Origin of the sequence: Haloarcula sp. KBTZ06, from assembly GCF_048595605.1 — an archaeon.
Taxonomy (GTDB): Archaea; Halobacteriota; Halobacteria; order Halobacteriales; family Haloarculaceae; genus Haloarcula; species Haloarcula hispanica.
Genome location: NZ_CP184337.1, coordinates 46,520 through 72,779 on the forward strand (window position 1 = coordinate 46,520; position 26,260 = coordinate 72,779).

Below are 26,260 nucleotides of genomic sequence, written 5' to 3' on the forward strand. Positions count from 1 at the left end.
GGAGAAATAAATACTTTGGCCGACAGCAGCGCTCAATCCGGTTGATTCGACCCCGGCCTTGTAAACGGTCAGTACGGCTGGCTTCGATCCGTCGGCTGACGCTGCGGGCTCCCGCTCGTCAGGTCGGCGACGCACTGCCGGCAGAACTGGTAGTCCTGCTCGTTCCTCGCCCCGCAGTGGGGACAGTCGATGGATTCAGTGCTGTCGTCGGTGGCGCTGCCACGGCGCCCTTCGGTATCGCCCTGCCCGGTCGCACCGGCGGGGTCACCCCGGTGCCGGTACGCATACAGCATGGTCAGGACATGGAGCCCCACGAGAAGCGCGATAGCGCCGTAGAGCCACTCGCTCACCATCATATGTAATGATACGTGAACGTACTACTTGAGGGTTGTGCTGGGTTACCAATGGTCGGTGGTTTCGGTTACGCTGGCGGGCACTCGATAGGGATCCTGTAGGCCAGCGTTCAAATAGGACCACGGAGCCACGGAACCCCATGCCCGCTTACACGCTCGGTGGTCCCTGATGGGTCGTCGAACGCTCGTCGCTGTCACCCGTCCCGACGGCCGCTACGACTGCCGCATCGCACACTGGGGCGTCGACGCCGACCCCATCGCCCAGTCCCGGCCGCTGGGGAACGACTGGACGGCGTCGGCTGTTCTCGCTGCCATCGATGCTACCCACGACCGGTTGGTCGTGCTTGACGGGTCGGTCTGGACCTACACCGTTTGCTGGCTCGATCCGACGCTGTCGGACCTCGACGATATCGTTCTGGCCCGCACTGCCGACCCGGATGCGTTCCGGACGTGGTGGGTCGGGCGCAAGGACGAGGCCTGTCGCGCCCTCGATAGCGACGGCTGCGACCCGGAAACTGTTCGTCGCGCCCTGCTCGCGTCGCTCCGAAACCGCGCTTCGTCCGTCCACTGCCCTGACGACGCGTCCTTTTTACGCGGGGACCGCTAACCGCCACCCGTGACCGCCGTCGAGACGCTGACCTACCCCGACCCCGCTGACGCGCTGGACCTCGCGTCGCGCAACGCCGACCGCGGCGCGCTGGTGACGCTTGTCGGCACCTGTACGGTCGAGTACGAGGGCCGAGCGGCCAGTTCGCTGGGGCTCGGTGACCGCCATGTGATGCTCAAGCCCGACGGGGCCGCGCTGGTCCACACCGACGAGGGCCAACAGCCGGTGAACTGGCAGCCGCCGGGCTGTGAGCACAGCATCAGCGTCGACGACGGCTCGCTGGTCGTCCGCTCCACGCGGTCGACCCCCGAGGAGTCGCTCGAAGTGGTCTTTGAAACGGTCGCCCACGCCGCCGCCTTCGACGTGACCGACTCCAAGGACCTCGCACTCACCGGCACGGAGGCCGATCTGAAAGACCGCATCCTCGACGAGCCGGCGCTGGTGGAGTCGGGCTTTACGCCGCTTGCGACCGAACGCGAGACCCCCGCCGGCGCGGTCGACATCTACGGCGAGGACGCCGACGGCCGGACGACGATACTCGAACTCAAGCGCCGGCGCGTGGGTCCCGACGCCGTCGGCCAACTGGGTCGGTACGTCGATGCCCTGGAGCGCGACCTGCACGCCGACACCGAGGTCCGAGGTATCCTCGTCGCTCCGTCGGTGACCGACCGAGCGCGTCAGTTGCTCGCCGAGAAAGGGCTGGAGTTCGTCTCGCTCGAGCCGCCATAACCGCTATTTTCTCCTCTTCTCTGGGAGCTGTCAGTCTCGCGCCCGTACTGACTGCCGCTGTCGTCACACGGTTGGATGACGCAGTTATCCGTCTACAGTAACCGTTCCATCGGTGTCAACGACCACGCGGTAGCCGCTGTAGTCGAACGCCACATGACCGTCGGTGTTCGAATCAGCGATGCACGTCGTCAGTGCATCCGGATTGATACTGTCGGCCAGTGGAGGGAGTGTCTCGACCGGCCGTCTCTCCGCGGTCGCGACAGCGCGAACGACTGCCGTGACGATGGACTGGTCGGTGCCGTGGACTTCTATAACGGTTGGTGATATTCCGGACACGGTTCTCTGACCTCATGTTGTATTTGTCTTGTAGATGTAAAGTTCAGTGTGGCTAGCATAGTAAACGCCGAAACACGATATATGCCAACACTCTTCACAGTATGCCAATTACATTTACCTATGTCCCAACAGTCTGGTAACGGCCGGGCGGTCACCCGCGTGGAGTTTGCCCTCTCTGATGGGTCGTATCCCTTCGTCTCGGTGTCTGCAGCCGAATCGTGTTCCGTGATTCTCGAAAAATGTCTCCCCCAGACAGACGACACGTACGCCGAGTTTTTTTCGGTCGAGGGTGCTCGCCCCGGCCGGCTTGTCGAACGCATTGAGGACGAAAACGGCGGTACGGCGCGGGTGATTGAGTGCACCAGCGACGGTGGGCTCGTCGAAATCAACGTGCGGGACAACTGTCCCGTTGTCTCGCTTGCGGACGCCGGGGCAGTACCACAGACCGCCCGGAGCGTCGATGGACAGGGGACTATCGTAGCCGATGTCCCGAGCCAAACCGATACGGCCGCGGTTATCGATTCGTTCTTGACGGCCCACTCGGATGCCGAACTCGCGGCGAAGAAACAGCGCGAGTCCATCGTGCCGCTGTTCGGGTTCCAGAACTACGCGTCCCACACCGAGCCACTGACCGACCGACAGCAGGAGGTTCTCGCGACGGCCCACGAAGCGGGGTACTACAACTGGCCCCGCGGGGCGACGGCCGCGGACTTAGCTGAACTCCTCGACATCTCGGAGCCAACGCTGCACAAGCACTTGCGGGCCGCCGAACAGAAACTCGTCGCGACGATGTTCGCCTGCCCGCACGACGAACGGGCCACTGCCAGCGATAGCTGATCGCGGCTGTTATTCAAGTCGGTCCTGCAGGTCCGCGAGCGCGTTCATCGCCTCGATGGGCGTCATCGTCGCCACATCCAGCGACGCCAGTTGCGCTGCCACGCCCGCCGGCAGTTCGGCCTCGGGAGTCGACCCGTTCGTCCGAAGCGCCTCCTGTGTGTGGCCGTCCGCTCCACCCTCGCTGGCCGGGGCCACCGCTGTTCCGTTTTCCGTCGGTCCTATCTCCGCGGCGGCGGAATCCGTGTCGGAGTCAGCCGTCTCGGCATCTGTCAGGAGGTCCCGCGACCGTTCGACGACGGATTCGGGGACGCCGGCCATGCTCGCCACTTCGACGCCGTAGGAGGCCGCCGCGGGACCGGGTGCGAGTTCGTGGTCGAAGCGCACGTCGTCGTCCTTGCGGCTGGTCTCGAAGTGGCGGTTGGTCGCGCCGGGCAGCGCCGCGGCGACGGCCGTCAGGTCGTGGTGGTGGGTCGCGAACAGCGTGTACGCGCCCACCTCGTCGTGGAGATGCTCGGTGACGGCGCGGGCGATAGCCAGCCCGTCGGCCGTCGACGTGCCGCGGCCGACCTCGTCCAGCAGGACTAGCGAGTCTTCGGTCGCTGCGTCCAGAATCGTCGCCAGTTCGGTCATCTCGATCATGAACGTCGAGCGGCCGCCGGCGATGTCGTCGCTGGCCCCGACGCGGGTGAACACTCGGTCGAGAATCGGGAGGTCGGCCGCCTTCGCGGGGACGAAGCTCCCCGCCTGTGCGAGCAGGCAGATCAGCGCGACCTGGCGCATGTACGTCGATTTCCCGCTCATGTTCGGTCCCGTGACGACGGCGAGGAAGGGCTGTATATCGTCCGCGGTGACACCGTCGTCGCTTCCGTCTCTGCTCGCTCGGACTGGCCCGCTCCCGAGATGCGTGTCGTTGGGGACGAAGGCGTCCTCGGTCCGCTCGACGACCGGATGGCGGCCGGCGGTGATGTCGATGCCGTCGCCGCCGACGGTCGGCCGGCAGTAGTCGTACTGCGCCGCAACCTCGGCGAAGGAGACCAGCACGTCCAGGCGGGCGAGACGGTCGGCAAGCGCCTGCACGCGCTCGGCCTCGTCGGCCACCTCGTCCCGGACCGCACAGAACAGGTCGTACTCCAGGTCGTCGGCCGCGCTCTCGGCGCGCAGAATCTCGTCCTCGCGCTCCTTGAGTTCCGGCGTGTAGTAGCGCTCGCTGTTTTTCAGCGTCTGGCGGCGCTGGTAGTCCGCGGGCACGGCGTCGAGGTTGGCGTTCGTCACCTCGATGTAGTAGCCGTGCACCGAGGTGTGGCCCACCTTCAGCGAGTCGATGCCGGTGCGCTCGCGCTCGCTGGCTTCGAGGTCGTCGATCCACTGCTTGCCCGACTGTTCGGTCGAGCGCAGTCGGTCCAGTTCATCGTCGTAGCCCTCGCGGATGACGCCGCCTTCGGTCACCTGCTGTGGCGGGTCCGGGCGGATCGCTGCCTCGATTTCCTCGCGGGTGTCGACCAGCGGGTCCAGCGTGGCGTGCAGGTCCGCGAGCAGGCGGGCATCGGCGTCAGCAAGGTGGTCACGAATATCCGGCACGACTGACAGCGTGGCGGCCAGCGACCGGAGGTCACGGGCGTTCGCCCGGCCGCGAGAGACACGCGAGATGAGCCGTTCGAGGTCGTACACGTCCGCGAGCAGGTCCGAGAGCCCTTCGCGGGTCGCCGGGTCGCGCTGGAGTTCCGCGACCGCGCCGTGGCGGGCCTCGATGCGGTCCGCATCGAGCAGCGGCCGGCGGAGCCAGTCGGTCAGTTTCCGCCGCCCTAGCGCACAGGCGGTCTCGTCGACCGTGTCCACGAGCGTTCGGTTCTCGTGGCCCCGGACCGAGCGCCGTTCGAACAGTTCGAGGCTCTCGACGGCGACGGCGTCCAGCAGCATGTACTCCCGCGGGTCGTACCGCGTGAGATGGTTGAGGTAGTCGAGCGTGCCGGCGGGGTCCACGTCCGCGTCGACCGGTTCGCCGTCGGGGCCGACCGCGCCGCTGCTGCCGCGGGTGTACTCAGCGTAGGCCAGCAGGCCGCCACAGGCCCGGATTTCCGCGTCGCCGGCGAGCAGGCGCTCCGGCGGGCCGAAGTACTGCCCCACGCGGTCCTCGGCGCGCTCCCGGTCGAAGGCGGCCGCGTCGTAGCGCGTCACCAGACAGGCCGGACCGAACACGGCGTCCCGATCCACGTCGACCTCCGGCCCGACGATGGCTTCCGCCGGGCCGAACCGGCTGAGTTCGTCGGCGACGGCGCTTTCCGAGCCGACACTGGTCGCGTAGCAGTCGCCGGTCGAGATATCCAGTAGCGCCAGCCCGTATCGCTCGCCAGCGGTCAGGGCGGCGACGTAGTTGTTGTCCGCCCCGCCCAGCAGTTCGCTCTCCGTGAGTGTGCCGGGGGTGACGATTCGCGTCACCGCCCGCTCGACCACGCCGCTGACCTCGTCGGGGTCCTCGACCTGGTCGGCGATGGCGACCCGGTAGCCCGCGTCCAGCAGCGTCTCGACGTAGGACTCGGCGTTGTCGATGGGGATGCCGGCCATCGGGTACTCGCCGGTCGAGTCCTCGCGCTGGGTCAGCGTGATCTCACACAGCCGGGCGACCCGCTGTGCGGCCGCACAGAAGGCCTCGTAGAAGTCCCCGACCTGAAAGAGGACCAGGGCGTCGTCGTACTGCCGGCACAGCTCGTAGTACTGTGCCATCATCGGCGTCAGGTCCTCCTCGAGCTCGGCCATCTTCTCTGGCGGGCCAAGCGCAGCGTCCATACCGATGGGCAACAGCCGGCCACTCATAGGCGCTCCGCTCTCCTGTGCGTGCTCTGTTCGCTCTGGGTGACACTGCGACCGCAACTGACCACTGATTTTTATACCGCCCGGGAGACGTAACCCGTATGTCACGTCGTGCCAACTACGCGCTCTGTCAGTTCCAGCAGCTCCTCGGCCCGTCGGCGGACTCGCTCGACGTTCCCTGGGCCGAGTACACCGGTGATTCGACCGATCCGATTTCCTTCGACATCCCCACCTCGTCACCGGATGACCCGTACGTGCAGATGCAGGTGTTCGACGTCGAGGACTTTGACCACGAGATCGTGGTCAACGGCGAGGCGCTGTCGGGGTTCGACATCGCGCCTGGCGAGGGGTGGCAGCTCTGGATGGACACGATTGCGCCCGAGCGACTGCACCTCGGCAAGAACACGATCCAGTTCCGACGGGACACCGACTCGAAGGACGCCTTCGTCGTCGGGTCGGTCACGGTCCACTGGACGGAACCCGTCGAGTGAATATATAAACAGGTCGTCGCTCGCTTGATGGGGCGTGCCAACAGCTACCATTACCGACGGACCGTACTCCCTCTGTCTGGTGGTTTCACCTGTTCTGGCTGTCTCAACGGGTGACCGACGAACGTCCCATAACCCATACTTTTATATAGAACCACATGCAATCTTCGCTTGATTATGAGCCAACGCCAGATGCAGGGCCAGCCGATGATCATCCTGGGAGAGGACTCCCAGCGGATGAAGGACAAGTCTGCACAGGAACACAACATCTCGGCCGCTCGCGCGGTCGCCGAGTCAGTACGCTCGACGCTCGGCCCGAAGGGGATGGACAAGATGCTCGTCTCCTCGATGGGCGACGTGACCGTCACGAACGACGGCGTCACCATCCTCTCGGAGATGGACATCGACAACCCGACAGCCTCGATGATCGTCGAGGTTGCCGAGACACAGGAAGACGAGGCCGGTGACGGCACCACCTCTGCCGTCGCCATCGCAGGCGAACTCCTCAAGAACGCCGAGGACCTCCTCGAACAGGACATCCACCCGACGGCGATCATCAAAGGGTTCGACATGGCCGCCACGCAGGCCAAGGACGAAATCGCGGATATCGCCACGGAAGTCGACCCCGACGACGAGGAACTCCTGAAGAAAGTCGCCGAAACCTCGATGACGGGCAAGGGCGCGGAGCTCAACAAGGAGCTGCTCGCCCAGCTCATCGTCGATGCGGTCAACGCCGTGACCGTCGAGGCCGAGGACGGCTCCGTCATTGCCGACCTTGAGTACCTCAACATCGAGACCCAGACCGGCAGCTCCGCCGGCAACTCCGAACTCCTCGAAGGCGCGGTCATCGACAAGGACCCGGTCCACGAGGAGATGCCGACCGAAGTCGACGACGCCGACGTCCTGCTGGTCGACACGGCCATCGAACTCGACGAGACCGAAGTCGACGCGCAGCTCTCTGTCGACGACCCGAGCCAGCTCCAGAACTTCCTCGACAAGGAAGAAGAGCAGCTCAAGGGGATGGTCGACCAGATCGCCGACACCGGCGCTGATGTCGTCTTCTGCCAGAAGGGCATCGACGACATGGCCCAGCACTACCTCGCCGAGAAGGGTATCCTGGCCGTCCGCCGCGCCAAGAAGTCCGACATCGAGTTCCTCAAAGAGGTTCTGGGTGCCCGCATCGTCTCCGATCTCGACTCCGCGAGCGCGGAAGACCTGGGTCACGGCTCTGTCACCCGCGACGACGCCGAAGGCCTGTTCTACGTCGAGGGCAGCGGCGACGGAGCCCACGGCGTCACGCTCCTGCTCCGTGGTTCGACCGACCACGTCGTCGACGAACTCGAACGCGGCGTCACGGACGCGCTCGATGTCGTCGCGTCCACGGTCGCCAACGGCAGCGTCCTCGGCGGCGGCGGCGCACCCGAAGTCGAAGTCGCCCGCCGGCTCCGCGACTACGCCGACAGCGTCGAAGGCCGCGAACAGCTCGCTATCGAGTCCTTCGCCGACGCGCTGGAGATCATCCCGCGCACCCTCGCCGAGAACGCTGGTCTCGACAGCATCGACACGCTCGTCGACCTGCGCGCCGCCCACGAGGACGGCGATGTCAGCGCCGGCCTGAACGTCTTCTCCGGTGACGTCGAGAACACGCTCGACACCGGCGTCGTTGAGCCAGCCCACGCCAAGCGACAGGCGATCTCCTCGGCTGCAGAGGCCGCGAACCTGGTCCTCAAGATCGACGACATCATCGCTGCCGGCGAGCTCTCGACCTCCGGCGGCGACGAAGGCGGCCCCGGCGGCCCCGGTGGCGCCCCTGGCGGTATGGGCGGCATGGGCGGCGGTATGGGCGGCATGATGTAGGAGACGAGCGGAGCGAAGTCTCCGAACGAGCGAATCGCCGTTTGCGGTTCGGTTTTTTTGCGGTTCTGTAACGCGCCGAGTCATCCCAGCGTGTATATCGAGACGTGAAACCGGAGAAACAGTTAGGTACGTCTCTGCGAAGTATCGACTGTCCCGGTCCGTTTGGTGGGACGGACTGGTGACAGCGGGTGGGGGCCTCTCTCCGTTTTGTGACTGATTCGACGGCGTCCAGCCGTTGCTCGCGTCATTCGGGACGCGCTGTTCGGTTTCGATGGCGTTCGGTCCGCTGTCGGTCTTCGAACACCACGTCCGTCGTTCCGAGGTCGCTGTAGCGGAGAATCTCGGTCACTCTGTGGGTATCCGTTCCGTTCACGACCGTGTACTGGAGCGCGTAGCCTCGGACGACGCCGTTGGGCGTCACGGTCGCCGAGAGGGAGACGTTGGTCACACGGTCGACGGGACGGGTGGCAACCGCGCTGTCGTCGGCCGACCCGGTTCCTTTGATGCGATACAACGGAACGCCGTACAGTTGCTTGATGACCTCGTCGCCGGGGCGGATGGATGTGATGTTAGTGGCGGAAAGCAGCGCTATGAGACGCCCGTTGAACGTGGGTTCGAAGAACAGCGCGGCCCGAGGTGGGCGTGGCGGGCCACCGATACCGCGGCTGTCCGCGACTACTTCCGCCGACGTCGACCCGTTGACGGTCGTCCGCCTGAGCGTGCGGCCGTCCCGCCAGGTGCTATGGATCTCACGCGCTGTCACACTCTCCCCGGATATCGTTCGGGTGGCCGTGTACGACTCGTAGCCCGCGCTGATGCTGGCACGGGTCCGGACGCGGCTGTGCAGGCCGCTGCCGTTCATGACGGTCCTGGTGTGGTGGACGCGATAGGAGGTGTTCGAGAGCTGGGCGACGTGGGCGCGGCCGAGCGCGGTGGCGTTGACGACGCGGTCGCCGACGACGCCCGGGGCGCGTTGCGCCGGACTCGTCGGTGCGTCTGCAGTCGGGACTGGAGCCGGTGTCACCGTCTCTCTGGCGGCCGCGTCGTCGCCGAACAGACCGGCACACCCGGCGCTCAGTAGACAGAGACAGACCGCGGCAATCGCCGCCCCGCGACGCATACCCGTGACTGGTCGTGTGGCGATATAACCCCTGTGACGGCGGAGGGCTGAATATTGTCGAGTGTCAACATACCGTATGCAGACGCTACTTCTCGGCACGGACGCGGTCGAGGACCACGCGGCGATGCCAGCAGTCATCGCCGCGGTCGCCGCGGCCTTCGCCGCCGATGCCAGGGAGAACACCATCATGCCGGCCAAGTCCTACGTCGACCTGCCGCAGTACAACGGCGACTTCAGGTCGATGCCGGCCTACGTCAACGCGGAAACGTGGGACGCCGCCGCGGTCAAGTGGGTCAACGTCCACCTGGACAACCCCCGCGACCACGACCTGCCGACCGTCCTCGGGACGCTCATCTACTCGGACCCCGAGACGGCGTTCCCGCTGGCCGTGATGGACGGCACAGTCCTGACGCGCCTGCGGACCGGGGCGGCCGCGGCGGTCGCCACCGACCATCTCGCCGTCGCCGACGCGGACTCCCTTGGTCTGGTCGGGGCTGGCACGCAGGCGTACACGCAACTGGACGCCATCTCGTCGGTCCGGGACATCGAGACGGTGGTCGTCGCCGACCGGGACGCGGAGAAACAGCAGGCGTTCGTCGACGCCTTCGCCGACCAGTTCGACGTACGTGCGGGCAGTATCGAGGACGCCGCCGGCTGTGACGTGCTGTCGACGATTACGCCCGTCGAATCCCCCATCGTCAACCGGGAGTGGCTCGGCGAGCGCACGCATATCAACGCCATTGGTGCCGACGCCGCCGGCAAGCAAGAACACGACGAACGCACGCTGCTGGACGCGAAACTCGTCATCGACAACTACGAACAGTGCACCCACTCCGGCGAGATCAACGTCCCGTGGGGCGAGGGCGTCCTGACTGATACCGACCTCCACGGGGAGCTCGGCGACATCGTCGCGGGCACCCTCTCGGGGCGGACCGACGACGACGGCATCACGCTCTTTGACTCGACGGGGCTGGCCATTCAGGATGTCGCGGCCGCCCACGTCGTTTATCAGAACGCAAGCGATGACGGCGACGGGACGCCGTTCTCGCTCGTCGACACCGACACGTCCTGATTACGACGAGGGCGTGAGCATCTCGGTCACTTTCGAGATGCCCCAGACGATGATGATAAACGGAAGGAGCGGCATCAGCAGGACGAACAGGCCGGCGAGCATCCCCCAACCGATCACGTCCATCCCCTCGTTGGGACGGCTACGCGTCCCCGGCGTGACCGACCGGAGCGGTGCCGGCAGTCGTCCGCTGTCCTTCGTGTCGTCGTCAGGTGATTCAGACATACTTTCTCTTGCACTGAAACGTGTATAAGCCTAGGCCCCGGTGTAACTACATTGCGCCGGCAACGCCGCTACCGATTGCGGCCCCGCACTCGCCACAGGCCACGAGGTAGAAGCGTTTGGAGGCGGTGAAGAAGCCGGTCGTCGAATCCATGTCGAGGAACTCTACATCGTCCTGGTCGGCCATCTCCGCGTCGCATTCCGGACAGTGGACCATCAGGCCGCACCTCCGTTGGACTTTGCGCCGGCGACGCCGCTACCGATAGTGACGCCACAGGCCGCGCAGTTGGCGGTGTAAAAGCGCTTGGAGGCTTTAATCAAGCCGGTCTTGGCGTCTACTTCGACGAACTCGATGTCGTCGGCCGTTTCCAGCGAGGTCTGGCAGTCAGGGCAGTGTACCATACACTCCCGACACCAGCCGAGACCGGCAAAAATCTTGTGTGGGGCGCCGCTCTCTCGGCCGGAGTACCGGCGACGCTATCGGCTCGACAGTCCGGGCGACATCGCTGCACTGGCAGTTGTGAGCGGCGTCTGGTCCTCGAAACACCCGAAACAGTGACAGTCCACCACACGCAATAGTTTGGTCACTGGGAACGCACTATGGGTAGCAAATCTGTGCTCGTCGTCGCAGCCGACAGGCTGGATACCGGGACTCTCGAATCCGCTCTCGCTGAGACGCCGGCTTCGATCACGCATCTGTCGGACCTCACGGCCCTCTTTGACACGCTCACCCATTCGACGTTCCACGCTCTCGTTCTGCCCGAAACAGTCGACGGCCAGTCCGGAACCGATATCGCGTACGGCGTCAGGAAGCTGTTTCCCGACCTGCCGGTGATCGTCGCTGGCGAGGACCCGGCGGCGGTCCCGGATACCCTCGACGTGACGGCTGTCGAGGCGTCGACACGTCTCGAAGACACCGTCGCCGAGGCCCTCCGGGACAGTCTCGACGCTGAGCCACCGACTGTTGCCGGACGCCCGCCGTCCCCGATGGAGACGCTGTTGCTCTCCCTGTTCAACGAGTTGCCGGACCACCTGTACGCGAAAGACGAGCAGGCACGACACGTCCTGATGGGTCGGGGGTTCAACGAGCCGACCGACCGGCTTGGCCTCACCGACGTCGAGGTCCCGGAACTGGCCGATGAACACGCGAGAGCGGCCCTGCGTGATGAGATGGACGTCATCGAGGGCGACACGGACCGGATCGAAGTGGAGGAGTTCCTCGATCTCGACGCGTCGTACGTCCGCACCCGCAAGATGCCGTGGTACGATTCCGCTGGGAACGTTCGGGGAATCGTCGGACACACTCAGGATATCACGGAGCGAAAGCTCCGCGAGCACGCGTTTCGCCGCCAGCACGAACGGATGGTGAAAGTCGCACTCGTGGCGTCTCACGAGCTTCGAAACGAACTCCAGATCGCCTACGGGCGACTCGAAGAACTGGCTGACTGTGACGATTCGACCGCCGACATCGAGGAGTCGCTCTCCCAGATCTCGACGATTATCGATACCGTGGTCGAACTCTCCACGAGCGATCCGAATGGCTCGAGCCAGCGCGACGAGATCGAACAGGTCCCGAAGCGAAAACACGTCTGGCTCTCCCGTCTCAGTCGGGAGGTGTGGGACACCCTCGCCGGCAGTGAGGCGTGCCTGACTTTCGACGGGGACACCCGCATTGTCGCCGATCAGGAGTCCGCCGGGCTGTTGCTCCAGATACTGTTCCAGAACGCGCTCGAACACGCTGGCCCGTCGGTTACCGTCACCGTCGGTACGACGGCCGACGGCTTCTTCGTCGCCGACGACGGCCCGGGCATCGATGTCGAACCGCCGGAGCGCGTGTTCGACGCGGGCCACACCGCTGTCCCGGAGAACACCGGATTCGGACTCTACGTCGCTCGCCGGGTCGCCGCGGACCACGGCTGGACGATCTCCATGTCCGAGAGCGAGTCGGGCGGCGCTCGATTCGACATCGGCAACGTCGACTGTCAGGCATAGCGGGCGGCTGGTCGACCTGTGGCGACGTTACCGCTCTGTGGTACGCCGGTCCCCCGGATTCACATCCATTCGGCTTGTGGGCTCGTGCGGCGGCCCCTGATAGCCTCCCGAAGGGAAAGGTATAGCACGGTCGCTGCCGGATGTTCCGATATCATGACCACGACCGGTGAGGAACGCGAGCGGGGGTTCGATCACACGGAGATCGAACCCAGGTGGCAGCGCACGTGGGACGAGGCCGACGTGTTCCGGATCGACGACGACGAGAGCGACCCGGAGTACGTCCTGGCGATGTTCCCCTACACCTCCGGGAGCCTCCACATGGGCCACGTCCGGAACTACACTATCACGGACGCCTACGCCCGCTTCGAGCGGATGCGCGGCGAGAGCGTCCTCCACCCGATGGGGTGGGACTCCTTCGGCCTCCCGGCTGAGAACGCCGCCGAGGAACGCGACACCAACCCGCGGGACTGGACGATGCAGTGCATCGACTCGATGCGCGACCAGCTCACTGAGATGGGCTTTGGCTACGACTGGGACCGCGAACTCGCGACCTGTGAACCCGACTACTACCAGTGGAACCAGTGGCTGTTCAAACAGTTCCGCGAGGAAGGGCTGGTCGAGCGTCAGGCCGCCGAGCTGAACTGGTGTCCCTCCTGTGAGACTGTCCTCGCCGACGAGCAGGTCGAGGGCGAAGAAGAGCTCTGCTGGCGCTGTGACACACCAATCGAAGCCCGCGAGATGGACCAGTGGTTCTTCACCATCACCGACTACGCCGAGGAACTGCTGGAGGACTTAGACGACCTCGACGGCTGGCCGAACAACGTCCGGGAGATGCAGCGCAACTGGATCGGCAAGCAGGCGGGCGCGAGCGTCGCCTTCGAGGTCGGCGACTACGGCGAGGTCGACATCTTCACCACCCGTCTGGACACCATCCACGGGGCGACGTTCTTCTCGCTGGCTCCCGGTCATCCCGTCGCGCAGGAGATCGCCCAACAGAACGACGAGGTTGCGGAGTACATCGAAACGGCCGAACAGGCCGACGAGGACGAACTGGACGTGACCTCCGGCGTGTTCACCGGCGAGTACGCCGTCAATCCTGCTACCGGCGATGAGATTCCGGTCTACGTCGCGGACTACGTGCTGACCGACGTGGGGACTGGCGCGCTGTACGCCGTGCCGGCCCACGACGAGCGCGACCACGAGTTTGCGGAGGCCCACGACATCGACATCGTGCAGGTCGTCGAACCCACCGAGGACGCCGACGCCGACCCCGAGGACATCGACGTGCAAGAGGCAGCGTATCCCGAAGACGGCCTGTTGGTCAACAGCGGCGAGTTCGACGGGCTGGCGAGCGCCGAGGCCCGCGACCGGTTCGTCGAGGAGTTCGACGGCGAACACCGAACCGAGTACAACCTCCGGGACTGGGGCATCTCCCGCCAGCGCTACTGGGGCACCCCGATTCCGATGATTCACTGCGAGGACTGTGGCTACGTCGAGGTCCCCGACGAGGACCTCCCCGTCGAACTGCCGGAGTTCGTCCACACCACCGGGAACCCGCTGGACGCCGCCGAGGAGTGGAAGCACGTCGACTGCCCCGACTGCGGGGCCGACGCGGTGCGGGAGACGGACACGATGGACACCTTCGTCGACTCCTCGTGGTACTTCCTGCGGTACACTTCGCCGGAGATGGACGACGCCCCCTTCGACACCGAGCGGGCCAGCGACTGGATGCCGGTCGACCAGTACGTCGGCGGCATCGAACACGCCGTGATGCACCTGCTGTACGCTCGCTTCTTCACGAAGGTGCTGGACGACCTCGACATGGTCGACGGCGTCCGCGAACCCTTCACCAACCTCACGAACCAGGGGATGGTGCTGGGCGAGGACGGCAACAAGATGTCGAAGAGTCTGGATAACGGCGTCTCACCCCAGCGCATCATCGAGGAGTACGGCGCGGACACGGCCCGGCTGTTCATCATGGAGGCCGCCCAGCCAGAGAAGGAGTTCGCCTGGAGTCCTGAGGGTGTCCAATCTGCTCATAGCTTCCTCCAGAACGTGTACACGCTGGTTTCGGAATACGCCAACGGCGAGGCGGAGACAGCCACAGACTTGGCGAACGGTGACGACATCGCGGACTACGTCGCCCGCGAAATCGACGCCACCGCGGCGAACGCGACGGTCGAGTTCGAGGACTTCCGCTTCAACCACGCGCTCCAGGCCGTGCGGGAACTGGTGTCGCTGCTGCGCCGCTATCAGGAAGCGACCACCCCCGACGCCGACACCTTCGAGCGCGGGCTGGCGACGGCGGCGAAACTGCTCGCCCCGGTCGCGCCCCACGCCGCCGAGGAGATGTGGGCCGAACTGGGCCACGACGACCTCATCGCAGAGGCCGAGTGGCCGGCTGCTGAAGCCCCCGAAGACTACGAGATGGAGCGCCGGCTGGTCGAGAACACCCGCGAGGACATCCGCGATATCGTCGACACGGTCGGCATCGAGGACCCACAGACCATCACGCTCGCCGTCGCGCCCCAGTGGAAGCACCGCGTGCTGGACCTCGCTCGGAACGCCGACGGCAACGTCGTCGGCACCGTCATGCAGGACGAGGACCTGCGCGAGCAGGGCGAGGCGGCCGCGGACTTCGCCAAGGAACTGGCCGGCCGCGCGCAGTCGCTGGACGAGCAACTGCCACCCGAGCGCGAACAGGCGGCGCTCGAACGTGCCGCGTGGCTCGTCGAACGAGAGTTCGGCGCCGACGTAATCGTTCAGGGACCAGCGGAAGCGGACCCCGACCTCGTCGGCAAAGCCGGCCCCGGTCGCCCGGCCATCGACATCGACGAGTAGCCCGTCGGCGTGCTATCGCTTTCTGAGCCCTACTCGGCCCTGACCAGGCCGGTGTCAATGAGGTCCTCGAAGACGCTCGCCGCGTGGCCGTCGGGGCCGACCCGCTCGTAGACGGCGACGACGCGTTCCTTCGCGATGACGTACGTCGTCCGCTGGCTCCGCCTGTCGACCAGCGGCACGTCGAACGCTTCACACAGCCGTCCCTCGGGGTCGGCTAGCAGGTCGAAACTGATGTGGTTCTTTTCCGCAAAGTCACGGTGACTCTCCACGCCGTCGGTCGAGACGCCGTACACTGAAACGCCGGCGTCCTCGAACCGGTTTGCGTGCTCCTCGAACTGCTCCGCCTCCGTCGTACACCCCGGCGTGTCGTCTGCCGGATAGAAGTACAGCACCGTCGGCTGCTCGAAGGCGGGCTGGACCGGGTTTCCGTGCTGGTTCGTCGCCCTGATCGTCGGCACGTCCGTGCCGGGTTCGAGTACCATCGTCAGTTTACGGGGATATCCGTCCCGTTATCGTCCTCGCTGTGTCCGACCTTCGCCAGCCGAACGGTGAGGACGCCGTCGTCGTAGCTCGCGGTGGTCTCATCGTCGTCGACGGCTTCGGGGAGGCGGACCGACCGGCTCAGTGACTGCTGGCGGCGCTCGCGCTGGACGTACTGGCCGTCAGTCGACTCTTGCTCCCGGCTCGACGTGGCGCTGATGGTGACTTCTCGGTCCTCGACGAGCTGGACGTCGATGTCGTCGCTGTCGTAGCCCGGCAGGTCCGCGTGGACGACGAAGGCGTCGCCCTCGTCGACGACATCCACTGGAATAGCGCCCATGTCGACGCCGAATTGCTCTCCCAGCATATCGAACGCGCGCTCGATCTCGCTGAACGGATCGCGGTCAGACATACACGGGGGTACACGGGCCCGGGACTTAACGCTTGAACGGGGCCGGCGGTGTCCCGCTGACTCAGTTGACGACCGTCTGCGAGTCGTACGACCCCAGCCGGCGGACCCAGCCCTTCTCGGCGATGTCCTCGATGTCGGCGAGGGCGTCCTGCGTGCGCTGCTCGTAGAGGCCGGCCGAGATATCGATGTGGAAGACGTAGTCGCCCAGGCGCTCGCCGCTGGGTCGAGATTCGACGCGAGTGAGGTTGATGTCGCGGTCGGCGAAGGGCTCCAGCAGTTCCAGCAGCAGGCCGGGGTAGTCGACGTCGGGGTAGACGATGAAGGAGGTCTTGCCGCCGGCCTCGCTGCGCTCGCTCTTCGGGGCGACGACAACGAAGCGGGTGGCGTTCGAGGACCGGTCCTGGATGTCCTCGGCGAGCACCTTCAGTTCGGTCCCGTTGGTCGCGTTCTCGGGGTGGCCGATAGCGGCGATGTCCGGGTCGCCGCGGGCGCGTTCGACGCCGCGGGCCGTCGACGCGACGGCCTCGACGTTGACGCCGGGGTAGTGCTCGTCGAGCCAGCCGCGACACTGGGCCAGCGCCTGGGCGTGGCTGGCCACCAGCGAGAACGACTCGTCCTGTGCGAGCAGCGCGTGGCGGATCGGCGTGATAATCTCCTCGACGACGGCAACGTCGTACTCCGCGAAGGCGTCGAGCGATTCGGTGACGGAGCCTTCGATACTGTTCTCGACGGGGACGACGCCGCGCTCGGCCTCGCCGCTGGCGACGGCTTCGACGATGGCGGTCACCGACTCGGAGAAGGATATCTCGTCGTCGGTGACTGCCTGTGCGGCGCGGTGGGAGTAGGTCCCCTCGGGACCCAGGGTAACAGTGGTCATACCCGGGGTACAGCGGTGGGAACCAAAAGAACCGTGGTCATCGGCAAGCGCTGTGCCGGGGCGGTCGCGGTATCCGTCTGACGCTGTCTCGGTGGCGTCAGCCGCCGTTCAGGACAACCGTGCCAGGTCCTCGTCAGTGCGGTCGATGGGGATCACGCCCACGCTTTGTTCGAAGTGGTCGAGATTGCTGGGTTCGGGAATGTACTTTTTTCAGCAAGCGTGAACGAATAGCGACTGTATGTCAGCATCACCGCAAGTGACTGATGCAACCGCGTTCGAAGACGGATCGCTCGGCCTGCAGGTCGTCCTGTTTGTCGTGACTGGAACGCTCTACGGCCTGTACTGGCTGTACAAGACCGCCAAGCAACTCGATGCAGGGACAGACCAGAACCTGACTCCCATCTTGGCAGTCATTCCTCTCGTAAACATCATCGGGATCTGGCAGCTCTCAAACGCGGCGGAAGCCGTCACCGACCAGAGTGGTGTGGTCCTGTTCCTGCTGTTCGTCGTCTTCGGTCCCATTTCGTGGTTCTTGATACAGTCAGGTATCAACGACGTTGCGACTAACTGACGGCGTCCTCGACTTTTCACGGACGCGAAACCCCGCTCCTGCTGTATCGCTTCCGGTGGCACTCCTCACTTGTTGCTACGGTGGAACAGCGCGAGGTGAACGAGAAGGTATCGCGAGGCGTAAAAAACCGTCACGCTGGCGACGAAGGCGAGCAGCGAGACCGTTGCAACCGACAGGCCGAACCCGGAGTCGACGAACGGGTTTCGACCCGTGAACGCGACGTATGCGGACACTGCGTCACCGCCGCCAAGCCCCACAGCGAACAGGCAAAGCGAGAGCACGATTGCCAGTCCGCCGGTCCCGAGGCCGACGTAGCGCGCGAAGTCCTCGGCGTTGAGCGCCGCGTGCGCCTGTCGCTCAGTCAGCGGGGCAAGCCGGACTCGGTAGAGGACTGACCCGACGAGCAACGTCGCACCGAACAACTGCAAGAACCCGCCGAACAGCCCGAGCAACAGCACCTTCGGCGAGGCGACGGCGGGGTCAACTGCCGGGAGAAACGCCGCGGTGCTGTCCGGATACAGACCGTAGATCGGTAGTAACAGTGCCAGCGCACCAAGCAGGGCGCTCTGGAGTGCGAGCGTTCGCGGGACGGTCTGTCTGAGATACGAGTGGCGTTCATAACGGAGTCGCTCGTACGTCGACCCCGAAATGATCGCCTGGGCGATGGTATCGTCGGGCTCTGAGTCAGTAGACATATCTTACCGGTTCCTAGTCACCGACAGTTTACTCAATCCACAATATAACCCTTTTGCACGGCGCAAGATTCTGTCTCTCTGTCAGTAAACACCCACAGAGTTGTGTTTGACTGGGCCTTCGTGAACCAGCCCCACACGTTCTCAGCGCGTGTGAACGGCTTCGCCGCGTGCCGCCGCGGCCGCCTCGTGGACCGCTTCGGAGAGCGTCGGGTGCGTGTGGATCGTCCCGGCGATGTCTTCAAGCCGCGCGCCCATCTCGATACCCAGCCCGAGTTCGGCGATAAGCTCCGACGCTTCCGGGCCGACGATCTGTGCTCCGAGCAGGAACTCCTCGTCAGCATCAGCGACGACGCGAACGAAGCCCTCCTTCTCGTTGACCGTGAGCGCGCGGCCGTTGGCCCGTACCGGCATCTGCCCAGTGACCGGGTCGAAGCCCGCCGCCTCGGCCTCGCTCTCAGTCATCCCGACGGTGGCGATTTCGGGGTCGGTGAACACTGCGGCGGGAATCGCCTGATGGTCGAACGCGGCGGGTTCGCCGGCGGCGGCTCTCGCAGCGACCTCGCCTTCGGCCATCGCCTTGTGGGCAAGCATCGGCTCGCCGGCCACGTCGCCGACTGCGAACACCGACTCGTACGCCGTCCGGCACTGGTCGTCGGTCGGGATGACGCCGTTCTCGTCCGTCTGGAGGTCGATGTTCTCCAGCGCGAGCGTGTCCGTGACCGGTTCGCGCCCGACCGCGACAAGACATTTCTCGGCGTTATACTCGGTGACCGCGTCGTCTTCGTCGACGGTCTGGACGCGAATGCCCTCCTCTGTCTCGTCCCAGTCGTCGGCCGCCTCGCCGAAGTTGAAATCGATACCCAGGTCCTCGGCGCGGTCGCGGACGACCGCCGCGACGTCGTCCTCGTAGCCGGGCAACACGTCGCCGAGCATCTCGACGACCGTGACCTCCGCGCCCAGTTTCGCGAACACCGTCGAGAGCTCCATGCCGATGTAGCCCGCGCCGACGACGAGCAGCTTCTCGGGGACCGATTCGAGCGCGAGCGCGTCCTTCGAAGAGAGGATGTGCTCGCCGTCGAACTCGAAGCCGGGGACCGCCATCGGTCGGCTCCCTGTCGCAACGATGGCGTGTTCGAACGACAGCGACTCCGAGCCTTGCCCATCGCCGCCGTGGGCGACCCGGACCGTCCCGTCGTCGACGAACTCGGCGGTCCCCTCCACCAGATTGACGCCGGCGCTCTCACACAGCGACTCGACGCCCCGTGTCAGCCGTGTGACGACGCCGTCTTTCCACTCTGTCATCCCGGCCATGTCGACGGCCGGGTCCGCGAACACACCCATCGATTCGGCCTGCCGGGCGTCGTGGGCGACGTCCGAGGCCGAGATGAGCGCTTTCGAGGGGATACAGCCGTGGTTCAGGCAGGTCCCGCCGTAGGCGTCCCGCTCGACGAGCGTCGTGTCCAGTCCCAGTTGCGCGCCCCGGATCGCGGCGACGTAGCCGCCCGGACCGCCGCCGATAACAAGCAGTTCGGTTCCCGTAGTGACATCTCCGACGACCATACCGGTGCCTCGTCCGGGTCCGTGAAAAGCTATCGCCCTTCACCTCGCTGTCGTGTCTCGCGTGCGCCGGCGATACAGATAATAGCCGACGACCGGTACCGACACCGCAAACGCCGGGAGCAGTGTCGATCCCACCCCGTGGACGATGCCGGCGAGCGCATACAGCGGTGTCGGGGACCAGTCGCCGTCGGTCCGCCGGAGCTGTCGACTGTCGAGAAAGAGGCCGACCGTGAGAAGCAGGCTGAACAGCACACTCGCCCAACTGGCGAGGACGGTCAGAGCAAACGCGCCGAGGAACGTTCCGAGACTCGCTTCACCGGCCGACCCTGACGATATGAACAGGTCCATCGACAGCCGGGAGAGGGCCATACACCCCGGCGGCAAGACGAACAGCGCGGCTAATCCGTACCAGATCCATGTGTCTCTCGTGGAGGGCATCACCAGCCCTGTCGTTCCAGTGACCCGTTTCGGTTTCGATTGCGAACCCGAGCGGCTACTCTAACAGGAGTCGCGTCGGGTCCGCCAGGTACTCCTTGAGCGTGTTGACGAAGCGTGCGGCGTCTGCCCCGTCGATGACGCGGTGGTCGATTGCTAGCGAGAGCGGGAGCGTGGGTTTTGCGACGACCTCGCCGTCTTCGGCCACCGGCCGCTCCTTCAGCGCCCCGATCCCGAGAATCGCCGTCTCTGGGACGTTGATTATCGGGCTGGCGTACTCGCCGCCGATGGCCCCGAAGTTCGTGACGGTGAACGTCCCGCCCTGCATCTCCGACCGCTCGATGTCACGCTCTCGGGCCCGCCCGACGAGGTCGTTGATCTCGTCTGCGAGTTCGACCAGGCCCTTCCCGTCCACGTCGTCGACGACCGGCACGACCAGTCCGTGGTCGGTCGCTGCCGCCACGCCGATGTTGTGGACGTCTCTGTAGACGATTTCCTCGTTTTCGGTGTCCAGGGCCGTGTTGAGCACCGGGTGCTGGTCCAGCGCCGCGGCGACGCATTTCACCACGAAGGGCGTGTACGTCAGCGTGACGTCGCGCTCCTCGGCGAGCGGTTGTAGTCGCTCGTGTGCCTCGACGAGGCCGGACACGTCGACCTGGTCGTGGTGGGTCGCGTGGGGCACCTCTCGCCGGGACCGAGCCATCTGTTCGCCGATGGACCGACGGACGCCACGGTACGGTTCGCGGCGCTCGCCGTCGCCTGTCTCGACGGCTGTCGTTTCGGCCCCAGCGCCGCCCGCCTCGGCTGCCGTTCCCGCCGCACCACCTTCGGCGCTGACGGCTTCGGCATCAGCCGCCTGCGCGGCCTGTTGTGCCTCCGCGTACGTCCGAACGGCCGACTCGTCGACGTAGGGCTGGCCGTCCCGGGTCTGGTCGGTCGGGACGGCGTCGATGTTCACGTCGAGTTCGCGGGCGGCCTTTCTGGTTGCCGGCGTCGCCAGCGTCTGGTCGCGATTGGCGGCCGCCTGTCCGTCACCGGAGACACTTCTGACGGCTGACTTGACAGCATTCCCGTCGTCTGTGTCCGCATCGTCGACCTGCGAAACTGCTGTGGTCGGGCCGTCCCCGTCGTCGGACGCCTCCGAAACGACCGACGTGGGGCCGTCGTCACTGTCAGCCGTCTCATCGGCTGACGCCGTGGCCGCCTCGACGTCCCCCTCGGTGACGCGACCGCCCGGCCCGCTCCCGTCGACGGCCGCGATGTCGACCCCCTTCTCACGGGCGAGTCGGCGAACGCTCGGCGAGGCGAACACGCGGCCGTCGGCCGTGCTTGCGTCCGACTGGTCCGACGCATCGGCCGCTGTGGCTTCGCTCGCAGTGTCGTCGGCTACTGCCTCTGTGGTAGCTTCTGCCGATTCGGCGTCGGCCGCACTGCCAGCCGCCGCGTCGGCCGCTTCGGCATCGCCCGCCTCGTCGATAGTGATGAGCACCTCGCCGGTCTGTACCATCTCGCCGACTTCGGCGTGCAGTTCCTGCACGACGCCGTCGACCGGCGACGGCACGTCGACGGCGGCCTTGTCGGTTTCTACCTCCGCGAGGACCTGATCCTCGGTGACGGCGTCGCCCGGCGAGACGTGCCAGGTCAGCACCTCACCCTCTGCGACCCCTTCACCGAGGTCCGGGAGATTGAACTCGAACATGCGTCAGAACTCCACTGCCTCTCTGATACCGTCTTTGATGCGGGCGGGTTCGGGGAGGTAGTAGTCCTCTAAGGCGTACAGCGGGTAGGGCACGTCGAAGCCGGTCACCCGCGTAACGGGGGCCTCCTGATACAGCAGGACTTCCTCCTGAATGGTGGCGATGATTTCGCCGGCCAGCCCGCCGGTTTTGGGGGCTTCGTGGACGACAGTCGCTCGCCCGGTCTTCTTGAACGACTCGACGATGGCGTCAGTGTCCATCGGCGACAGCGTTCGCAGGTCGATCACTTCGGCGTCGATGCCCTCCTCGGCCAGTTCCTCGGCGGCTTCGACCGTCGGCCGGGTCATCGCACCCCATGTGAACACGGACACGTCGCTCCCCTCACGACGGACCTTCGCCTCGCCCAGTTCGACCGTGTAGGGGTCGTCGGGGACCTCCTCGCGGAACGACCGGTAGATGAGCTTCGGTTCGAGGAAGATGACGGGGTCCGGGTCCCGGATGGCCGCCGTCAGTAGCCCCTTCGTCTCCTTCGGCGTCGACGGGACGACGACTTTCAGCCCCGCCTCGTGGACGTAGAACGCCTCCTTGGATTCGGAGTGGTGTTCCGGCGCGCGGATGCCGCCGCCGTAGGGCGCGCGAACGGTGAGCGGGCAATTGTATCGGCCGCGGCTCCTGTTCCGTAGTCGGGCGGCGTGACTGACAATCTGGTCGAACGCGGGGTACATGAACCCGGAGAACTGCATCTCCGGCACCGGCCGGAGCCCGTAGGCGGCCATGCCGATAGCCGTCCCGACGATGCCGGCCTCCGCGAGCGGCGTGTCGATGACCCGCTCGTCACCGAACTCCTCGTGGAGCCCCTGCGTCGCTCGGAAGACGCCGCCGTTCTTCCCGACGTCTTCCCCCATCACGACCACGTCTTCGTTCCGTTCCATCTCGCCGTAGAGGCCGTCACGGACGGCCTGTACGAGCGTCAAACTCTGTGTGTCTGCGTTCTGTGTACTCATTCCAGTAGCACCTCGTCACCGTGTCGCTCGCGCAGGTCTTCGAGGTAGTCCAGTTGCTGTTCGAGTCGCTGTGGCATCTCCGCGTACACGTCCGCGAACATCTCCTCCGGTTCCGGTCGCTCGGTCGCCTCTGCCTCGTCGATAGCTGTGGCCACCTCCTCCTGAATCGATTCGTCGATGGCGTCGACCCGCTCGTCGTCGAGCAGGCCCCGGTCCCGGAGGAACGCCTCCATCCGCGGAATCGGGTCTTTCTGCTTCCAGTGCTCGACCTCGCTGTCGTCGCGGTACACCGACGGGTCGTCGGCGGTCGTGTGCGCGCCGAAGCGGTACTGCACTGCCTCGATCATCGTCGGGCGGAGTTCACCCTCTGGTGGGTCGTGCGCCTTGTCGACGGCCTCGCGGGTCACCTGATACACCGCCAGCGGGTCCATCCCGTCGACCTGGACGCCGTCGAAGCCGTAGGCGTTGGCCTTCTGGGCGAGCGTCTCGCTGGCCGACTGGCGCTCCCGTGGCACCGAAATCGCCCACTGGTTGTTGTTACAGAAAAACACCGCTGGCACATCGAACACGCCAGCGAAGTTCAGGCCTTCGTGAAAGTCGCCCTCGGAGGTCGCACCGTCACCGAAGTACACGAGGGCAGCGGTGTCATCGCCCTTGAGTTTCGATGCCCACGCGGCCCCGGTCGCGTGCGGGATCTGCGTCGCGATTGGGACCGCAAACGAGAACGCCTGAACGTCTTCCGGCGGCGAATTACCCGACTCCGACCCCATCCAGTACAACAGGTCGTCCGACAGTGGCCATCCCTTGACGTACATTGCGAGATGTTCCCGGTAGCTCGGGAACGCCCAGTCGCCGTCTCGCAGCGCGAAGGCGCTGCCGACCTGCGAGGCCTCCTGTCCCGACATTGGGGGGTAAGTCCCCATCCGGCCCTGCCGTTGCAAACTCACTGCCCGCTGGTCGAAGTGCCGGCCAAGTTTGAGATACCGGTACATCTCCACCAGTTCGTCGTCCGAGAGGTCCGGCACCGTTGCGCCGTCGACCACTGTCCCGTCTTCATCGAGAATCTGTACCCTGTCCGCTGGGTCGCGCTGGAGGACACTCATAGAAACCGCCTCCGTCGAAGTGGCATACGACGACTGTTCACTCGCACTACCTTTAGAGCTTTCGCGGGGCTGAAAAACATCTCCGACGTAGGTATTACTGGGAATATGGGTGCCTAAGACATTCTGAGCCGGTTTAAATTCTGCCCAATTTATTAGTGATAACTCCGATGTATCAGTTGTCAGCGCGCACTTTCGCCCGCGCCTCGTCTGCACTCTGGCCCTCACGCAGGACGCTCTCGACGAACAGTTCGCCGGCCCGGTATGACGACCGAACCATCGGTCCCGAGGCGCAGTACAGGAAGTCGAATTCCTCCTCGGCGACCCGCTGCCAGGTGTCGAAGGCGTCCGGATGGACGTACTCCGAGACCTCCAGATGCGAGCGGGAGGGCTGGAGGTACTGGCCGAAGGTGACCACGTCGACGCCGGCCTGCCGGAGGTCCGACAGCGTCTGGTACACCTCGTGGGCGTACTCGCCGACGCCCAGCATCAGGCTGGTCTTGCTGTAGCAGTCGCTCTCGCGGTCGACCTGCCGAAGCACCGAGAGGGACTGCTCGTAGCCCGCCCGGCGGTCCCGGACTGGCCACTGGAGCCGGTCGACTGTCTCGATGTTGTGGGCGATGACATCCGGGCCGGCGTCGATGATCTTTCGTACGAGCTCCGGCTCGCCCTGGAAATCGGGGATGAGACACTCGACGAGGATTGACGGGTCACGCTCTTTGATGGCCCGGATCGTCTCGGCGAAGTGGCCCGCGCCCTGATCGGGCAGGTCGTCGCGGTCGACGCTGGTCAGCACCACGTAGTCCAGCCCGATCTCCGCGACGGCGTCGGCCACCTGTTGTGGCTCGTCGGGGTCTAACGGGTCCATCCCACCGGTTTCGACATCACAGAAGTTACAGCCCCGCGAACAGCGGTCGCCCATTAGCATGAACGTCGCCGTCCCCGGTCCGTCGCGCCCACTCCAGCACTCTCCGAGGTTGGGGCAGTTGGCCTCTTCACAGACCGTGTTGAGGTTGCGGTCCCGGAGCGTCTGCTTGATATCGGTGAACCGCTCGCCCGACGGTGGCCGCATCTTCAGCCAGTCAGGCTTGCGCGAACGACTCATTACCGGCAGTTAGGTTGGGTCGGTCAAAAACGTGCGGGGGTCATGTCCTCTGTCACATCCCTTGTTGAAGGCCAGTCGGGCGGTCAGGCGGCTCAGCCGAACCGACCGCCACCTGCGCACTCAGGGACATCAACGCTACTGCCCGCGTGCCCACCTCAGGCACGGCAGACAGCAAGCATATGTGCGGACATATCCACGACAGTTCGGTCCGTCCGGAGTTCGTCGACGAGCGCTCGCACACCGGCCCGCTGGTGCGCTGACAGCTCGTCAGCGGTCCCCCGGAGCGGGGCGGCGGCGAGTACTGACGCCAGCCCTTCCAGCCCGACCAGCGTCTCGACGGTTACTCCGCCCGCCTCTAACAGCGCCTCGAACTCATCGGCGCGGAAAAAATGGGTCTCGGTGAACGCCGCGTCGTGCCCGAGTTGCGCCACGAACGGGCGGTCGTAATCGCCCGTCTCGGCGAGTTCGGCCGCATGGACGAGGTGTTCCGACTCGCCGACCAGTGAGAGTACCAGCCAATTGAGCCGCCCCATGACGGAGGCGAACACCGGACTCCCGGCTTTTGTTACCCGACGGACCTCCCGTACGGCGGCTGCCCGTTCGTCAGCGTCGAGTATATGCGAAAGCGGCCCACCCAGACACAGCGTCGCGTCGAATACGTCCCGTTCGAACCCGAGGTCGCGCACGTCGCCCGCCTCGACGGCCACCCGCTCTTCGTACCCGTGCTCGGCGATTTTCTCCTGTGCGATAGCTCGCTGGCCCTTGCTGGGGTCGACAAGCGTGACATCGTATCCCTGTTCGGCCAGCCAGACGGCGTACCGGCCAGCACCGCCGCCCACGTCGAGAACGTGTCCCGTGTCGGGGAGGTTCGCTTCGAGCTGTGCAACGGTCCCCGACCACTCCAACTGCCCGTGTAGCGTGGCTGTCAGGCGGTCCCACTCGCTCTCGTCGTTCTCGTCGTAATAGTCCTCGGGGTCACTGATAGGCACACCTGCGCACTATCAGCCAGCTGAGTTAATTTTTTGCCAGGTGTGCTGGACACTCACACCGATGAACTGCACAGCG

The 26,260-nt window shown here is 65.4% G+C and carries 27 protein-coding genes; 9 read left to right on the forward strand and 18 right to left on the reverse strand.

All coding sequences use genetic code 11. The features are described from left to right. Window positions 1-68: 68 nt before the first annotated feature. On the reverse strand, window positions 69-356 hold the full coding sequence (locus ACNO8S_RS00285) for a zinc ribbon domain-containing protein (RefSeq protein WP_004590026.1): 288 nt from the start codon (window positions 354-356) through the stop codon (window positions 69-71). Window positions 357-522: 166 nt separating this feature from the next. On the opposite strand from ACNO8S_RS00285, the gene ACNO8S_RS00290 reads away from it, so the two are divergent. Together ACNO8S_RS00290 and nucS are read left to right on the forward strand one after the other, a co-directional pair. Continuing rightward, window positions 523-960 (forward strand): DUF6735 family protein, encoded by a 438-nt coding sequence (locus ACNO8S_RS00290; RefSeq protein WP_420182304.1) that lies wholly within the window; start codon window positions 523-525, stop codon window positions 958-960. A 9-nt stretch (window positions 961-969) separates the two neighbouring features. Next, a complete protein-coding gene (gene nucS, locus ACNO8S_RS00295) occupies window positions 970-1,689 on the forward strand; it encodes an endonuclease NucS (protein WP_420182305.1) in 720 nt (239 codons plus the stop codon). Between the two features lie 84 nt (window positions 1,690-1,773). Here the strand turns inward: nucS and ACNO8S_RS00300 are convergent, their stop codons facing one another. Then, a complete protein-coding gene (locus tag ACNO8S_RS00300) occupies window positions 1,774-2,025 on the reverse strand; it encodes a HalOD1 output domain-containing protein (protein WP_336329608.1) in 252 nt (83 codons plus the stop codon). Window positions 2,026-2,145: 120 nt separating this feature from the next. Here ACNO8S_RS00300 and ACNO8S_RS00305 point away from each other — a divergent pair, with 120 nt between their 5' ends. Further along, window positions 2,146-2,862, forward strand: a complete 717-nt coding sequence (locus tag ACNO8S_RS00305; protein WP_023843070.1) for a helix-turn-helix domain-containing protein — start codon at window positions 2,146-2,148, stop codon at window positions 2,860-2,862. A gap of 9 nt (window positions 2,863-2,871) precedes the next feature. On the opposite strand, the gene mutS is transcribed toward ACNO8S_RS00305, so the two are convergent. Beyond that, complete coding sequence (gene mutS / locus ACNO8S_RS00310; RefSeq protein ID WP_420182306.1) at window positions 2,872-5,646, reverse strand: DNA mismatch repair protein MutS; 2,775 nt, start codon at window positions 5,644-5,646, stop codon at window positions 2,872-2,874. A gap of 125 nt (window positions 5,647-5,771) precedes the next feature. On the opposite strand from mutS, the gene ACNO8S_RS00315 reads away from it, so the two are divergent. Together ACNO8S_RS00315 and thsB are read left to right on the forward strand one after the other, a co-directional pair. Continuing rightward, window positions 5,772-6,161 carry a DUF7383 domain-containing protein gene (locus ACNO8S_RS00315; protein ID WP_064287056.1) on the forward strand — a complete coding sequence of 130 codons (390 nt, stop codon included), beginning with the start codon at window positions 5,772-5,774 and terminating at the stop codon, window positions 6,159-6,161. A 174-nt stretch (window positions 6,162-6,335) separates the two neighbouring features. Further along, on the forward strand, window positions 6,336-8,015 hold the full coding sequence (gene thsB, locus ACNO8S_RS00320) for a thermosome subunit beta (protein WP_050037394.1): 1,680 nt from the start codon (window positions 6,336-6,338) through the stop codon (window positions 8,013-8,015). 244 nt (window positions 8,016-8,259) lie between these two features. Here thsB and ACNO8S_RS00325 read toward each other — a convergent pair whose 3' ends face one another. After that, entirely contained in the window at window positions 8,260-9,135 is an 876-nt protein-coding gene (locus ACNO8S_RS00325; protein WP_420182307.1) for a hypothetical protein, read from the reverse strand. Window positions 9,136-9,211: 76 nt separating this feature from the next. Between ACNO8S_RS00325 and ACNO8S_RS00330 the strand changes: the two genes are divergently transcribed. Beyond that, entirely contained in the window at window positions 9,212-10,207 is a 996-nt protein-coding gene (locus ACNO8S_RS00330; RefSeq protein WP_420182308.1) for an ornithine cyclodeaminase family protein, read from the forward strand. Here the strand turns inward: ACNO8S_RS00330 and ACNO8S_RS00335 are convergent, their stop codons facing one another. The 3 genes from ACNO8S_RS00335 to ACNO8S_RS00345 are packed head-to-tail and all read right to left on the reverse strand — an operon-like array spanning window position 10,208 to window position 10,828. Further along, entirely contained in the window at window positions 10,208-10,429 is a 222-nt protein-coding gene (locus tag ACNO8S_RS00335; protein ID WP_014039216.1) for a DUF7535 family protein, read from the reverse strand. A gap of 46 nt (window positions 10,430-10,475) precedes the next feature. Further along, window positions 10,476-10,643 carry a hypothetical protein gene (locus tag ACNO8S_RS00340; RefSeq protein ID WP_014039217.1) on the reverse strand — a complete coding sequence of 56 codons (168 nt, stop codon included), beginning with the start codon at window positions 10,641-10,643 and terminating at the stop codon, window positions 10,476-10,478. After that, window positions 10,643-10,828, reverse strand: coding sequence for a hypothetical protein (locus ACNO8S_RS00345; protein WP_014039218.1), 186 nt, complete (start codon window positions 10,826-10,828; stop codon window positions 10,643-10,645). Before ACNO8S_RS00345 ends, ACNO8S_RS00340 begins: the two co-directional genes overlap by 1 nt. A 198-nt stretch (window positions 10,829-11,026) precedes the next feature. On the opposite strand from ACNO8S_RS00345, the gene ACNO8S_RS00350 reads away from it, so the two are divergent. Both ACNO8S_RS00350 and leuS read left to right on the forward strand, forming a co-directional pair. Continuing rightward, on the forward strand, window positions 11,027-12,418 hold the full coding sequence (locus ACNO8S_RS00350; RefSeq protein ID WP_151144717.1) for a sensor histidine kinase: 1,392 nt from the start codon (window positions 11,027-11,029) through the stop codon (window positions 12,416-12,418). A 153-nt stretch (window positions 12,419-12,571) separates the two neighbouring features. Further along, entirely contained in the window at window positions 12,572-15,259 is a 2,688-nt protein-coding gene (gene leuS / locus ACNO8S_RS00355) for a leucine--tRNA ligase (RefSeq protein ID WP_420182309.1), read from the forward strand. Between the two features lie 29 nt (window positions 15,260-15,288). On the opposite strand, the gene ACNO8S_RS00360 is transcribed toward leuS, so the two are convergent. From ACNO8S_RS00360 to pheA, 3 genes are all read right to left on the reverse strand, one after another. Next, window positions 15,289-15,741 carry a peroxiredoxin gene (locus ACNO8S_RS00360; RefSeq protein ID WP_050037399.1) on the reverse strand — a complete coding sequence of 151 codons (453 nt, stop codon included), beginning with the start codon at window positions 15,739-15,741 and terminating at the stop codon, window positions 15,289-15,291. A 2-nt stretch (window positions 15,742-15,743) separates the two neighbouring features. Beyond that, complete coding sequence (locus tag ACNO8S_RS00365; RefSeq protein WP_050037400.1) at window positions 15,744-16,151, reverse strand: Hsp20/alpha crystallin family protein; 408 nt, start codon at window positions 16,149-16,151, stop codon at window positions 15,744-15,746. Between the two features lie 61 nt (window positions 16,152-16,212). Next, entirely contained in the window at window positions 16,213-17,028 is an 816-nt protein-coding gene (gene pheA, locus ACNO8S_RS00370) for a prephenate dehydratase (RefSeq protein ID WP_014039223.1), read from the reverse strand. Between the two features lie 238 nt (window positions 17,029-17,266). Between pheA and ACNO8S_RS00375 the strand changes: the two genes are divergently transcribed. Next, complete coding sequence (locus ACNO8S_RS00375) at window positions 17,267-17,599, forward strand: hypothetical protein (protein WP_420182310.1); 333 nt, start codon at window positions 17,267-17,269, stop codon at window positions 17,597-17,599. Window positions 17,600-17,664: 65 nt separating this feature from the next. Here the strand turns inward: ACNO8S_RS00375 and ACNO8S_RS00380 are convergent, their stop codons facing one another. From ACNO8S_RS00380 to ACNO8S_RS00415, 8 genes are all read right to left on the reverse strand, one after another. Then, window positions 17,665-18,294: a hypothetical protein gene (locus ACNO8S_RS00380; RefSeq protein WP_129755887.1), complete on the reverse strand. Its 630-nt coding sequence runs from the start codon at window positions 18,292-18,294 to the stop codon at window positions 17,665-17,667. A 141-nt stretch (window positions 18,295-18,435) separates the two neighbouring features. Then, window positions 18,436-19,854: a dihydrolipoyl dehydrogenase gene (lpdA, locus tag ACNO8S_RS00385; protein ID WP_420182311.1), complete on the reverse strand. Its 1,419-nt coding sequence runs from the start codon at window positions 19,852-19,854 to the stop codon at window positions 18,436-18,438. A gap of 39 nt (window positions 19,855-19,893) precedes the next feature. After that, window positions 19,894-20,202, reverse strand: a complete 309-nt coding sequence (locus tag ACNO8S_RS00390) for a hypothetical protein (RefSeq protein WP_050007658.1) — start codon at window positions 20,200-20,202, stop codon at window positions 19,894-19,896. Window positions 20,203-20,347: 145 nt separating this feature from the next. Then, on the reverse strand, window positions 20,348-21,988 hold the full coding sequence (locus ACNO8S_RS00395; protein WP_050037403.1) for a dihydrolipoamide acetyltransferase family protein: 1,641 nt from the start codon (window positions 21,986-21,988) through the stop codon (window positions 20,348-20,350). Window positions 21,989-21,991: 3 nt separating this feature from the next. Next, window positions 21,992-22,990 carry an alpha-ketoacid dehydrogenase subunit beta gene (locus tag ACNO8S_RS00400; RefSeq protein ID WP_064287048.1) on the reverse strand — a complete coding sequence of 333 codons (999 nt, stop codon included), beginning with the start codon at window positions 22,988-22,990 and terminating at the stop codon, window positions 21,992-21,994. After that, window positions 22,987-24,093, reverse strand: coding sequence for a pyruvate dehydrogenase (acetyl-transferring) E1 component subunit alpha (pdhA, locus tag ACNO8S_RS00405; RefSeq protein WP_420182312.1), 1,107 nt, complete (start codon window positions 24,091-24,093; stop codon window positions 22,987-22,989). Before pdhA ends, ACNO8S_RS00400 begins: the two co-directional genes overlap by 4 nt. A gap of 172 nt (window positions 24,094-24,265) precedes the next feature. Continuing rightward, window positions 24,266-25,195, reverse strand: coding sequence for a lipoyl synthase (lipA, locus tag ACNO8S_RS00410; RefSeq protein ID WP_420182313.1), 930 nt, complete (start codon window positions 25,193-25,195; stop codon window positions 24,266-24,268). A 155-nt stretch (window positions 25,196-25,350) separates the two neighbouring features. Beyond that, the gene (locus ACNO8S_RS00415; protein WP_420182314.1) at window positions 25,351-26,184 is read right to left on the reverse strand and encodes a class I SAM-dependent methyltransferase; all 834 of its coding nucleotides are present in this window, start codon (window positions 26,182-26,184) and stop codon (window positions 25,351-25,353) included. Window positions 26,185-26,260: the final 76 nt, after the last annotated feature.